General features: G+C 36.0%; 12 protein-coding genes. All 12 read right to left on the bottom strand.

Going from position 1 to position 14,158, the window contains the following annotated elements:
• Positions 1-11: 11 nt before the first annotated feature.
• The gene (mazG, locus tag M014_RS0118940) at positions 12-1,475 is read right to left on the bottom strand and encodes a nucleoside triphosphate pyrophosphohydrolase (protein ID WP_026593119.1); all 1,464 of its coding nucleotides are present in this window, start codon (positions 1,473-1,475) and stop codon (positions 12-14) included.
• Between the two features lie 12 nt (positions 1,476-1,487).
• Complete coding sequence (locus tag M014_RS0118935; protein ID WP_026593118.1) at positions 1,488-3,089, bottom strand: putative polysaccharide biosynthesis protein; 1,602 nt, start codon at positions 3,087-3,089, stop codon at positions 1,488-1,490.
• Positions 3,090-3,264: 175 nt separating this feature from the next.
• On the bottom strand, positions 3,265-3,801 hold the full coding sequence (gene spoVT / locus M014_RS0118930) for a stage V sporulation protein T (protein WP_026593117.1): 537 nt from the start codon (positions 3,799-3,801) through the stop codon (positions 3,265-3,267).
• Between the two features lie 135 nt (positions 3,802-3,936).
• On the bottom strand, positions 3,937-7,467 hold the full coding sequence (gene mfd, locus M014_RS0118925) for a transcription-repair coupling factor (protein ID WP_026593116.1): 3,531 nt from the start codon (positions 7,465-7,467) through the stop codon (positions 3,937-3,939).
• Positions 7,468-7,574: 107 nt separating this feature from the next.
• Entirely contained in the window at positions 7,575-7,799 is a 225-nt protein-coding gene (locus tag M014_RS0118920) for an anti-sigma-F factor Fin family protein (RefSeq protein ID WP_026593115.1), read from the bottom strand.
• A gap of 70 nt (positions 7,800-7,869) precedes the next feature.
• The gene (pth, locus tag M014_RS0118915) at positions 7,870-8,430 is read right to left on the bottom strand and encodes an aminoacyl-tRNA hydrolase (protein ID WP_026593114.1); all 561 of its coding nucleotides are present in this window, start codon (positions 8,428-8,430) and stop codon (positions 7,870-7,872) included.
• Between the two features lie 72 nt (positions 8,431-8,502).
• The gene (locus M014_RS0118910; protein WP_000107420.1) at positions 8,503-9,456 is read right to left on the bottom strand and encodes a ribose-phosphate diphosphokinase; all 954 of its coding nucleotides are present in this window, start codon (positions 9,454-9,456) and stop codon (positions 8,503-8,505) included.
• 18 nt (positions 9,457-9,474) lie between these two features.
• Positions 9,475-10,854, bottom strand: coding sequence for a bifunctional UDP-N-acetylglucosamine diphosphorylase/glucosamine-1-phosphate N-acetyltransferase GlmU (gene glmU / locus M014_RS0118905; protein WP_026593113.1), 1,380 nt, complete (start codon positions 10,852-10,854; stop codon positions 9,475-9,477).
• 313 nt (positions 10,855-11,167) lie between these two features.
• A complete protein-coding gene (spoVG, locus tag M014_RS0118900) occupies positions 11,168-11,461 on the bottom strand; it encodes a septation regulator SpoVG (RefSeq protein ID WP_000454042.1) in 294 nt (97 codons plus the stop codon).
• A 152-nt stretch (positions 11,462-11,613) separates the two neighbouring features.
• Positions 11,614-11,988: a RidA family protein gene (locus tag M014_RS0118895; RefSeq protein ID WP_026593112.1), complete on the bottom strand. Its 375-nt coding sequence runs from the start codon at positions 11,986-11,988 to the stop codon at positions 11,614-11,616.
• Between the two features lie 204 nt (positions 11,989-12,192).
• Positions 12,193-13,041 (bottom strand): pur operon repressor, encoded by an 849-nt coding sequence (gene purR, locus M014_RS0118890; protein ID WP_026593111.1) that lies wholly within the window; start codon positions 13,039-13,041, stop codon positions 12,193-12,195.
• A 54-nt stretch (positions 13,042-13,095) separates the two neighbouring features.
• Complete coding sequence (ispE, locus tag M014_RS0118885) at positions 13,096-13,965, bottom strand: 4-(cytidine 5'-diphospho)-2-C-methyl-D-erythritol kinase (RefSeq protein ID WP_139265610.1); 870 nt, start codon at positions 13,963-13,965, stop codon at positions 13,096-13,098.
• Between the last annotated feature and the right edge of the window lie 193 nt (positions 13,966-14,158).

Raw genomic sequence — 14,158 nt, 5'->3', positions numbered from 1 at the left:
CATTTCCCCCCTTATTGATTCTCTATCTGTTTTGCTTCTTCCCATAAAGCGTCCATTTGCTCTAAAGTTAATTCCTGCATTTCCTTATTCATTTCAGCTACTTTCGCTTCCATGTATATAAATCGGCTTATAAATTTTTCATTTGTTGTATGCAATGCTTCTTCTGGATTCAGTTTATAGTAACGAGCAATATTAACAAAAGCAAATAATAAATCTCCAAATTCACTTAACATTTTTTCCTTATCCAGCTTTGCAACTTCTTGCTCGAACTCTTTCAATTCTTCAAAAACTTTCTCCATCATTGGCTGTACATCATCCCAATCAAAACCAACTGTTCCTGCTTTTTTCTGAATTTCATACGCACGCATTAATTGTGGCAAACTTTTAGGAATTCCTGTTAAAATAGATTCCCTTACATGTCCCTTTTCTTGTTTTTTAATTTCTTCCCAATTTGAAACAACTTCTTCCGCATTCTCCACATCCATATTTCCAAATACATGCGGGTGACGACGTACCATTTTCTCAGATAGCGTTCGGATAATATCATCAACGGAGAACCAACCCTCATCTTCTCCAATTTGAGCATGAAGCATAACTTGTAATAACACATCACCAAGCTCTTCAACCAAGTGATCATCATCTTCCTCATCAATTGCTTCTAGCACTTCATATGCTTCTTCAATTAAATATTTCTTTAAAGACTGATGCGTTTGTTTTTTATCCCATGGACAACCATTTGGTCCACGAAGCTCAGCAATGATTTCTCGGAGCACATCAAATTGTTGATATAAAGAAGCTCTCTCATTAACAGGCGGCACATATACGCTTGTTAAATTGTTCAATTCTGCTTCATGATCTAACATATAGAGCGGAACTTTTTTCACTTGCTCAAACGACGTCCCTGCAGCTGTTACAATGTACACGTCATACTCATCTGGCAACATCTCCATTAGTGTTAATTTCACCTCAGATGCAACAAACGCATCATATACTTGGCAAAAAATTAAATGTTGGCGTAATTCTAATTGACCTCGTTCAAATGAAGTTGCATCAATCAACTGAAACCCTTCAATTGGGTCTATCTTCAAACTAGCAAACATCGGATCCAAAAAGCTTTGTCCACCTTCAATTTGCACCTTAATCTGCTTTTCTTTCCCTTTTTGTAAAAGCAATTGAACAGTTCGCTCCGCAACAAGTGGATGACCTGGTACAGCATATACAATATCCGTACTTTGCGCTTGTTCTATTAACGTATCTGCAATTGTTTCGTACACAATCTCAAATGTATCATGCGCCTCATATACATCATCAAAAGCTGTATATTTTACACCTTCTTTTTCTAATTCTTCAATAACTGGGTGTTCCTTCGTACGAATATACATATGATCTGCTTCTTTTATCTTTCTGTACACACCCATTGTCAGCTGGTCTAACTCACCAGCACCTAATCCTAAAATCGTGATTACTCTACTCACAACCATTCACCTCTATCCACTCTTCTTCAATGAAGCTTGTACCTTTTCTTGCTTCATAACAGTTCCTAATTCTTTTTTTGTAAAAACATTAAATTTCATAATTAAAAATAGATATACCAAGCCGCCAATCACTACGCCTAGTAATGCTTCTACTACAGCCAAGCCTCTATGTCCTTCATCACTTGCTAGTCCAAATCCTTCATAAATAAACATAAATAGCATTAATATAATAGCCATTCCTAATCCACTGACCGTTATACCCAATATGCTTTGTTTCTGAATGAGCGGCTCTTCTATAACTCGAATAAGCAAAGCACTATTTAATAAGGCAATAACCATAAGTGAAATTACCGTTGCTACAGCCGCTCCAGTTACACCCAATTGTGGCATTAATATATAATTGAACAATAATTTTAGACACCCACCAAATACAACAAACAACGCTGGCTTTACAGTTTGACCAAGCCCTTGCAGGATAGAAGCTGTTGTAATGGATAAGGAACTAAATAAAATAGTAACAGCTAAAATAGCTAATACACTTGATCCCTCACTATTTTCAAACAACATAATATTTGTCGGTTTAATAATACACGCTAGCCCTAATGAAGCTGCAACGCCAATTACAAAAGTTATCTTCAGTGCTAACTGCACCTTTTGTTGAATAAACAGTCTATCCCCTCGCTCTTTCGCCGCTGTAATAATCGGAATAAGCGAAAGTGAAAACGAAGTTGTCACAACTGTACCAAGCTGCATAAGAGGAATACTTCTGTCGTAAACGCCCTTTAATACTTTTGCAATTTCTCCTGGTTCTCCTGCCTGAATAAGCAAAGTATAAAATGAAACTGAATCTGCCATTTGGATAAAAATTAACACTAAATTACTAACACAAATAGCTATTCCTTGCCAAAAAAGGATTCGAATTATCTCTTTCTTATTTCGTATCCTTTTCCATCCTCGCAAAAAAATTGAACGGAAATTATGTCGCATATAAAATAAAAGCACGATTATGCCGATACATCCACCTGCAATCGATCCAAACATCGCCCCTGCTCCAACTGTATATAAATCAAATTGATGTGCCATGAGAAACAGCGATAAAAACACAATAATTGAAACACGAATCGTTTGCTCCATCACTTGTGATATAGCTGTCGGCATCATATTGTTAAATCCTTGAAAGTATCCTTTTGCAACAGATAAAAAAGGCATTAACAAGAATGAAAACGAAATAACTCTTAGCAGTTTATCTAAATTTACATCACCCATAACTGAAGCAATTGTGTGAGCACCAAAAAACACTGTAAAGAAACCTATACAGCCAATTCCCAATAAAAACCAAAAAGAAACACAAATAATCTCCTCTGCCTCTTCTTGCTTCCCTTGTTCCAAACGCCCTGCTACCATCTTAGAAATGATGATGGGAAAACCATAAGTAGCTAAAATTAAACAAAATCCATAAAACGGGTAAATTTGTTGATAAATATAAAAACCCACATCACCCGCTATATTTTGATATGGAATACGGTAAAAAGCGCTTAATACTTTCGTAATAAAACTTGCAATCGTTAATATAATAGCCCCGCGCCAAAAAGCTTGATACTTCTTCGCTTCCATACGAGAAAACTCCTTTTCCTATTCTCATCCCTCGTATTATATCACAAAGAAAAAAACAGGCTTCTTTTTAGATTTATACAATAAAAAAGGTAGCAAGACGCTACCTTTTAATGAAATACAATCCTATTTTCCGAAAAAAATTCCTTTTTATAACAAACATTATAATTAAGAAAAATTACTGTTCCATTTGTTTTGCTAAAAAGCTTGCAGCGGTATTTACCGCCTTATGCTCTACTTCACTTATAATCGCTTCTTTTGAAAAAATGATAACAGCTCCAATTGGATCCCCATTTGCGACAATTGGGCCAACTGTATAAGAGCTAACCTTTTCAGTTACCCCATCAATAATCGAAATTTCACTTTCATCTGTCATAACAACAGACTTTCGATCTTCCATCGTTTTTTCGATTAAATCACCGACACTTTTATTTAAGTATTCTTTTTTTGATACCCCAGCTACAGCGATAATGGAATCGCGATCACATACGAGTACGTTATGTCCTAAGCTATCGTATAAAGCATCAGCATATTCTTTTGCAAAATCACCTAATTCACTAATCGGAGAATATTTTTTCAAAATTACTTCTCCATCGCGATCAACAAAAATTTCTAACGGGTCCCCTTCTCGGATACGAAGAGTCCTACGAATTTCTTTCGGAATTACTACCCTACCTAAATCATCAATTCGACGTACGATTCCAGTTGCTTTCATTCTAATGCTGCCTCACTTTCTACTGATGATGAAAGTGGTGAATTTACCTGTTCATGTAAAAATCACCAACTGTTAAACATAGTATTTTACACATTAGTTCTTCTATGCACGTCGAATTACATTTTTTATTTTGTTTTAGGCATTTATTACTTCTTTTTTCACATCAGGCAAGCCTTTTAATAAATTTTCGGCAATTGTTAACCATTTTGATGTATCTAATCCATTCGTTTTCATAACAATTTTCAAACGAGAACCTTCCATACCAAGGCCAATCATGCGCCCAAAGCTATTACCGAGCATGAATAATTTTCCACCATCAATATTTTGACTTGCTTGCTCTGAGAATAAAAATGTCACTTCAAATTTTGTTTGTTTAATTAGCTCAATCTGTTCTTTCGTTGCCAATACTTTAATATTTGCAATTTGCAATAGATATCCAACTTCTTGCGGATAATCGCCAAAACGATCAATCATTTCTTCTTGCAATTCCTCAATATCTTCAATTGTAGAGACACCTCTAAATTGTTTGTACATCATAATTTTTTGCTTACTATCAGAAATATAAGCATCTGGTAAATATGCATCCACTTCTAAATCAATTTCAACATCAATTACATTTTCAACCCCTTGCGTTCCTTTACGCTGCTCGATTGCATCCTTTAACATTTGGGAATATAAATCAAATCCGACGGAATCGATGAATCCATGTTGCTCAGCACCTAACAAGTTTCCAGCACCACGAATAGATAAATCTCGCATTGCGATTTTAAATCCAGATCCAAGCTCTGTAAATTCTTTTATTGCCTGCAAACGCTTCTCAGCGACCTCTGATAACACTTTATCACGCTTATAAGCAAAGTATGCATAAGCAACGCGGTTTGAACGACCAACGCGTCCACGAAGCTGATAAAGCTGTGATAATCCCATGCGATCGGCATCAAATACAATTAATGTATTTACATTAGGAATATCAACGCCTGTTTCAATAATTGTGGTACTTACAAGAACATCATGCTGTCCATCTAAAAATGATAACATGACAGATTCTAATTCACCCTCATTCATTTTTCCATGTGCATACGTCACACGTGCTTCTGGAACTAACATAGAGATTTCATCTGCTTTTCTTTCAATATCTTCAACACGATTATATAAGAAATAAATTTGGCCGCCCCTCGCAAGTTCCCGTTCTATCGCTTCTCGAATTAATCCTGGATTATACTCCACCACATATGTTTGTACCGGGAAACGGTTTTCTGGTGGCGTCTCAATAACAGATAAATCTCGTACACCTAGCATAGACATATGGAGCGTACGTGGAATTGGCGTTGCTGTTAATGTTAATACGTCAACATTTGCTTTCAATTGTTTAATTTTTTCTTTATGTGTAACACCAAATCGCTGCTCTTCATCGATAATGAGTAAACCTAAATCTTTATAGGTTACATCTTTAGATAAAATGCGATGTGTTCCAATAACAATATCAACCGTTCCATCTTTTAAACCTTTAATCGTTTCATTTTGTTGTTTTCTAGTACGGAACCTGCTTAGCAATCCAATATTAATTGGGTAATCTTGAAAACGCTCTCGAATCGTTTCATAGTGTTGTTGCGCAAGAATCGTTGTCGGTACTAAAATCGCAACTTGCTTTTCATCCATAATTGCTTTAAATGCCGCACGAATCGCAACTTCTGTTTTACCATATCCAACATCACCACATAGAAGTCGATCCATCGGACGCCCACGTTCCATATCTTTCTTAATTTCTTCAATAGAACGCAACTGATCCTCGGTCTCTTGGTATGGGAAAGATGATTCGAACTCCTGCTGTTCGGCAGTGTCTGGCGTATATGCATATCCTTTTGAAGCTTCACGCTCTGCATACAACTTAATTAAGTCATCCGCAATATCCTGAACCGATTTTTCTACCTTCGTTTTGACCTTCTTCCAATCATTTCCGCCTAGTTTATAAACTTTCGGATCCTTACCTTCTGACCCTACATATTTTTGTACTTGATCAATTTGTTCAATTGGCACATATAACTTATCATTACCTTGATATTTAATATTCAAATAATCTTTATGAACACCATTAATTTCTAGGGTCTCAATTCCTAAAAATTTACCAATACCATGATTCACGTGAACAACGTAGTCGCCAACTTTTAACTCAGAATAACTTTTAATACGCTCTGCATTGGATAGTTTTTGCTTACGTTGTGATTTTTTTACTTTTTTATGGAAAAGCTCTTTTTCTGTAATAACAACAAACTTCTGCATCGGCATTTCAAAACCTGCATGCAAATCACCTACAGCGATTTGAAGACGACCAGGAAGCAATATATCTGTAGATTCTATAATATCTGCTTCAATATCATAATCACTTAAAATATATTGTAATTTTTTTGCGCGTTCTTCATCTGTTCCTAATACAACTGTCGTGAAATTCCCTTCAGTCCATCGATCAATTTCTGTTTTTAACAGCTGCATTTGCCCATGAAAGTCCTGCATTGTTTTACAAGTTACATTAACAATATTTTGCGGGTGCGTATGCGCAATGTGGCGCAAAAATAATGTTAAATATACGAAGCTTCTTTTTTTATGATGTAAAAACTCTTCAAATTGATGAGAGAACTCCAAATCCTGAATAATTGTCCCTTCACTCAGAAGCGATGTATACCATTCTGCTTCTTCTGCCTCAAGGTGTGATGCCGTTTCTTGAATGCGCGAAATTTCATCTAAAATAACAACACCATTCTCCGGTAAATAGTCTATTAGACTAGCATGTTCTTTATAAAAGATAGATAAATATTTAAACATTTGCTCTATTGTCTGTCCGTTTTTTAATATTTCTATCTCATGACTAACAGTTTCCAGTACCGCTGTCTTAATTTTATCATCAGAGAGCCTCTGCATCGTCTTCATTAAACCTTCTTCAAGACGCTCTACCCCTAATTTCAATTCATCTTTTGAAAATAAAAATTCCGTCGCAGGACCGAATCTTACGCTTTCTTTTTTGTCTTGAGAGCGTTGTTCTTCTACATCGAATAAGCGAATAGAATCTACTTCCGTATCAAAGAATTCTATACGAAACGGTAATTCTTCAGTTAACGGATAAATATCCAATATTCCCCCGCGCAAACTAAATTCTCCAGGAGCTTCTACCATTGACTTACGTTCATATCCTATATCATGCAACATATGAAGCAATGCATCTAAATCAATCTCTTGCCCTAGACTAATCTCGATTTGTTTTTGCTTCCATAATTCTTTTATTGGTAAAAATCTACGTAATCCGGCAACAGGAGCGACGATAATACCGTCCTCTCCCATAGCTAAACGGTTTAACACTTCAATGCGCTGCGCCTTAAGCTCAGGGCTTGCAACCCCAATTTCTGACGCAATTAATTCATTAACTGGATATAGCCAAACATCTTTTTCACCAAGCAGTGATACTAAATCCTCATATACTTTTTGTGCTTGATACAGATTATGTGTCACAACAAGCTGTGACTGCTTTGTTTTCTTATATAAAGCAGCCATTAATAGAGAACGAGAAGAAGTTGCCATACCTGATACAAGCTGTTCTTTCAATCCCTCTTCTAGTCCATTAATAATGGATTGTATTTCTTTATTTTTATAAAATTGCTCTAATAACCCTATCATTTTCAAAACTCCTCTCAACATAAAAGAGCAAGTTAATATATTTTTATGCAAATATTTTGGAAAAAGAAAACAGAAAAATGCTTTGGGCATGCCAAAGCGACAACATTTTATTGCAAAAATTTTTCATACTCATAATATTCCGGATAAGATGAGAGCGTTTCTTGGCACGACTCACAGATTGTTTTTATATGTATATTTCCATTTTCATGAAAATGAATCATATCCAATCGTTCTTGCTCTGTTAGTTGAAATAAAACTTTGCTGTATACCTTTTCTGCCGTAATGGAACCCACTTTACCCCCACAATGTCTACAGTAATAATGTCCTTCCATACTATCCTCCTAAGTGTACAATTACTACTAGTATGGATAAAAACATCGCAAAATATTCCAAATTAGAACATTAACCGTTAAAAGTATTCATAATTTGAAGAAATGGTTTCTTTAACCACTCTTCACATGCATCCGCAGCTTTTTCAATAGAATGATTTACCTCTGGCAGCTCTTCTGCTGTAAAACGTCCTAATACATAGTCCACTACTTTCATGCCATTTTTCGGACGATCAATCCCCATACGAATACGTTGAAACTCTTGTGTTCCTAAATGAGAAATTGTCGATTTCACACCATTATGACCGCCTGCACTACCTTTCATACGAAGACGCAATTTACCTACTGGAATATCCAAATCATCGTACATGACAACAAAATCTTCCACATCAATTTTATAGTAATCCATAAGCGGACGGATACTTTCTCCAGATAAGTTCATATACGTCAACGGCTTTAATAAAATTACTTTTTCACCATTAACAAACCCTGAACCATACATACCTTTAAACTTTTGTTCATTTAAAGAAATACCCCAGCGCTTCGCAAGTTCATCAATTCCCATAAATCCGATATTATGCCTTGTTAATTCATATTCTCTACCTGGGTTCCCAAGTCCTACTATTAATTTCATTCTTGTACCACTACTTTCTTTTTACGATACGAAAAGACGTAACCAAATTTGGTTACGTCTCATTCTATCCAATTAATTGAATAATACACTCACAGATTCTTCTTCATAAACGCGAATGATTGCTTCTCCGATTAATGGAGCAACAGAAAGCTCGTGTACTTTGTCAATTTTCTTCTCTTCTGGTAATACGATAGAGTTTGTAACAACTAACTCTTTAATATTTGAATTTTGAATACGCTCAATTGCTGGACCAGATAAAACTGGGTGTGTACAGCAAGCATATACTTCAGAAGCACCGTTCTCAACAAGAGCGTTTGCTGCTAATGTAATTGTACCAGCTGTATCAATGATGTCATCAATTAAAATTGCTGTCTTACCTTCAATGTTACCAATGATATTCATAACTTCCGATACATTCGGACGTGGGCGGCGTTTATCAATAATAGCGATTGGCGCTTTTAGGCGGTCCGCCATTTTTCTTGCACGTGTTACACCACCGTGGTCAGGAGATACGATTACGATATCTTTAAGACCTTTTGTCTCAAAGTAATCAGAAAGAATCGGTACACCCATTAAGTGGTCGATTGGAATATCAAAGAAACCTTGAATTTGTGGAGCATGTAAATCTAGAGTGATTACACGAGTTGCACCTGCTGTTTCAAGCAAGTTTGCTACAAGTTTTGACGTAATTGGTTCACGAGAACGCGCTTTACGGTCTTGACGCGCATAACCATAGTAAGGAATAACGATATTAATTGTTTTTGCAGATGCACGTTTTAATGCATCAATCATAATAAGTAATTCCATGATATGTTCGTTTACTGGGAAGCTTGTAGATTGAATAATGAATACATCGCAACCACGAATACTTTCTTCAATGTTAATTTGAACTTCTCCATCACTAAAACGGTCAACAGAACACTTTCCTAGCCCTACTCCAATATGCTTTGCAATTTGCTCAGCAAGTTCCTTATTAGAGTTTAAAGAGAATACTTTCAAATTAGAATTTAGATATTGAGTCGACATCTAGATTAACCCTCCACATTATGATTTTTTCTTATTCAGCAATTGATCAACATAGTCTTCTTTGTTAACTTGACGTGCACGTGCAATCGATAATGCTTTTGATGGAACAGTCTCAGTAATTGTAGATCCTGCCGCAACATAAGCACCATCTTCAACTGTTACAGGAGCAACAAGGTTTGAATTACAACCAATAAATACGCCGTCTCCAATAACCGTTTTAAATTTATTCTTACCATCGTAGTTCACCGTAATTGAACCACACCCAAGATTCACGTCTTCTCCAACTTGTGCATCCCCAATATAGCTTAAGTGTGAAGCCTTACTTCTATTACCAAAAACAGTCTTTTTAATTTCCACGAAGTTTCCAACGCGAACTTCGTCCCCAATAACTGAATCTGGGCGAATATGTGCAAATGGGCCAACTGAAACTTCCGTACCAATCTTACTATCATGTACAGTAGATTGACGAATTGTTGTTTGGTTTCCAATTTCACTATCGCGTATTACTGTATGTGGACCAATTTCACAATCAGAACCAATTACAGTTTTGCCCTCAATAATCGTTCCTGGATGAAGAACTGTATCACTGCCAATTATTGCATCCGCAGAAATATATGTGTTACTTGGGTCGATAATTGTAACACCATTTACCATATTTTTTTGGTTGATACGTTTTTTCATAATCATTTCCGCTTGCGATAGAGCGACTCTGTCATTAACACCTAATGTTTCATCGAAATGCTCTGTTTGATAAGCTGATACAATATGACCTTCATTTTTCAAAATTTCAATAACATCCGGAAGGTAGTATTCACCTTGTACGTTATCATTTGAAACTTTAGAAAGTGAAGCAAATAGTGCTTTATTATCAAAACAATACGTACCTGTATTAATTTCTTTAATAGATAGCTCTACTTCATTTGCATCTTTATGCTCAACGATTTTTTCAACATGGCCATTTTCATTACGAACAATACGGCCATATCCAGCAGGTTCTTCTATGTATGCTGTTAACACCGTTGCTTTCGCCCCTGCTTCTTCATGATGCTTTAACAATGCTTCCATTGTTTCCGCCGTTATAAGCGGTGTATCGCCACAAATAACTAAAGTTGTTCCTTCTTCATTTGCAAGTACATCAGCAGCTTGATCAACAGCATGTGCTGTACCAAGTTGTTCTGCTTGTAATGCAAATTCACTTACGTTCCCTAGTTGTTCTTGTACTTTTTCAGCACCATGTCCAACTACTGTTACAAGTTTCTGCAATCCTAATTGAGATACTTGATCCACTACATGCTGTACCATTGGTTTTCCGCATACAGGATGAAGCACTTTGTATAGCTTGGACTTCATACGTGTGCCTTTACCTGCAGCTAGAATCACTGCAAATCTGTTTGACATATAGACCCTCCATCGCAACCTATTTATCCATTAAAGATATTATCCTAAATCACTATATATTTCAAGAAACACAGCATAACTATTAAATTTTACCATACTTCTTGGAAGATGTTTTACTCTTTAGTATCTTTTTTAGGAAATAAGCTATACTATTTCGAATGACTTTAAAGAAAGTAGGGGTTTACATATAACGCGGCAATAGTGAAGCTTTAATGTCAAACTAAATAATAAAAAACAAACTCCTGTAAGTGTTTACAGGAGTTTGTTACAAAATTATAGAGCTCTTTTTATTAGAGCCCTTTTTATTCGAATTTTACGAAGCTCCAGCTTCTTCAAACTCAACTTCTTCTAACTCGCCTAAACGGTGATACTCCGTTAAAACCGCATCTTGAATTTTTGAGCGTGTGTTAGAATTAATTGGATGCGCAATATCACGGAACTCTCCATCTGGAGTACGTTTACTTGGCATTGCTACAAATAATCCATTATTGCCATCAATTACACGAATATCATGAACAACAAATTCATGGTCTAGGGTAATAGAGGCAATCGCTCTCATACGGCCTTCTGTGTTTACGCGGCGTAATCTTACGTCAGTCACTTCCATCTTGTGTTCACCACCCTTTTCTAAATAAGCGATATGTTTGTATAAATTCCACAAATTTTCTATTTTCCCTTTAATTTTTTAAAAATTTTTAAGATAAAAATTTTTAATTTAGTGGAATATAAGAATTAACAGACGTTATCGCTTACAAAGCTTTATTTTACAAGGGCAATTACTTCAATTTCGACAGAAACATCTTTCGGTAATTTTGCAACCTGCACACAAGAACGAGCTGGTTTATGTGCAGAAAAATACGTTCCATATACTTCATTTACATCATTAAAATCATTCATATCTTTTAAAAATACAGTTGTTTTTACAACTGTATCAAATGATGCACCGGCTTCTTCTAATACAGCCTGTAAATTTTGAAATACTTGCTCTGTTTGTACCTTTACATCACCTGTTACAAGTTCTCCACCTGCAGTTAATGGAATTTGTCCCGAGCTATAAAACATATTATTCACGATAATTCCTTGTGAATATGGGCCGATTGCTTGTGGTGCCTGATTTGTTTGAACTACTTTCATATTTTCTCATCCTTTTACTATTTTATTTTCTTTGAATAAAAACGCATCGGAAATTTTCTTCCCACACAAACTCAATTCATCCCATCTAAATATAGTTAGGATGACCTGTGCTAATGGGCGTTAAGACTTTCATAATCCTAAAAAGACTTAACGTCCACTAGCACTTTCATTTATGAAAAAAGATAAAGCCTATGCTTTACCTTTTTATTCAGCTTCTACAAGCCCTTCGTTAAATGGTACAAGTGAATAATTTCCTTTTTCCACCTGAATTGTTTTTTCTTTAACATCTACTTCGGATAAACGAATTAAAGAAACAAAGTTATTAATAAGTCTTTCTTCAATATCTGTTGATTCTACTAACACGCCAATCCCAACAACATTAGCATTAAACTCCTCTAGCATGCTAATCATGCCTTGAATTGTTCCTCCAGCCTTCATAAAGTCATCGACAATTAAAACATTAGCACCTTCTGGAAGACTACGTTTTGCTAAGGTCATTGTTTGAATGCGCTTAGATGAACCTGATACATAGTTAATACTAACTGTTGGTCCTTCTGTTACCTTATTATCTTTTCTTGCAATTACCACAGGTACATCTAAATAATTTGCTACCGCATATGCAAGTGGAATTCCTTTTGTTGCTACCGTCATAACAGCATCAATCGGTTGTCTCGCAAATACAGAAGCAAATAGGCGACCTGCCCCATTAATATAACGTGGATTACTTAAAAGATCTGTCATATATAAGTATCCACCTGGAAGGATACGATCTGGATTCTCAAACAAGCTACAAAGCTCATTAATAATCAGACTTGCTTCTTCCTCACTTATATATGGAATATATTTCACTCCTCCTGCTGCCCCTGGTATCGTTTGCAATGTGCCGACTCCTTGTTGCTCAAACGTTTGCTTAATAATAACTAAATCTTCACTAATGGAAGATTTAGCTGATTGATACCGTTCAGCAAAAAAAGTGAGAGAAACTAACTGACGAGGATTCTGCAATAAATAATAAGTCATATCAACTAGTCTTGTACTCCGTCTAATTTTCACACTCTCACCCCAAATCACGAATATTCTAAACAAATCATAACGTATTATACGTCTTTATTCAAGCGTTTCTCGCTCTCCTAATAGACGTACTGCGTATACTTGTTCACAGAATCCTTTTAACCCATTATAAATACGATGCATACGTGAATCATGATGTACTAATCCAAATACAGTTGGTCCACTACCACTCATTAAAACTGCATCTGCACCAAAACGTTTCATCTGTGCCTTAATACGCGCAACTTCAGGGTGCATCTTAAACGTCACGTCTTCTAGTACATTTCCAACAGCACCACAAATTCCTTTGTAGTCACCACTATTAATGCATTCAACCATCTGCTCTACATCTGGATGTGTAACACGATTTAATTGTAAATTCCCGTACACGTCAGCGGTAGATACACCAATATGAGGCTTCGCTAAAATAACCCAACAAGAAGGAGGCGTCTTTATATGCTCAATCTTTTCTCCTCTTCCTGTAGCAATCGCTGTTCCGCCATATACACAAAAGGATACATCTGATCCAATTTCTGCCCCAAGTTCCGCTAATTCATCTATTGTTAGACCTAAACTCCATAACTTATTAAGTCCTCTTAATGTAGCAGCTGCATCACTGCTTCCACCAGCTAACCCCGCTGCTACTGGAATTGTTTTTTCAATAGCAATAGATACCCCTTGCTTCACCTTAAATTTTTCTTTTAATAATTTCGCAGCTTGATAAGCTAAATTACGCTGGTCGTCTGGGACATACCGATTATGGGATACAATTTCAATCCGGTCTTCTGATAACTCCGTTAACTCTAAACGATCTGCTAAATCGATTGTTGTCATAATCATTTTTACTTCATGATAGCCGTCTTGTCTTTTCCCTAGTACATCTAACGACAGATTAATCTTTGCTGGTGCTTTCACTAGTAGTTTCAACCTATTCACCCACTCTATGTACTCAATCTTTTATCGTTTATTTTACCATAAATTTATAGTAAGACGATGACACTTCCCTAATTATAACGAAAAGCATTCAGAATGAAACTACTTATGCAAAATGATGATACCTTTTGGCGTACAAAAAGCCGAGGAATTTCTCCTCGGCTCCCGTAGCATAGAAGTTATCTTA

Source organism: Bacillus sp. UNC437CL72CviS29 (assembly GCF_000482345.1).
In the GTDB taxonomy this organism is placed as follows: Bacteria; Bacillota; Bacilli; order Bacillales; family Bacillaceae_G; genus Bacillus_A; species Bacillus_A arachidis.
Note: the sequence above shows the minus strand (reverse complement) of the source record. Positions and strands in the feature narration are given on the sequence as shown.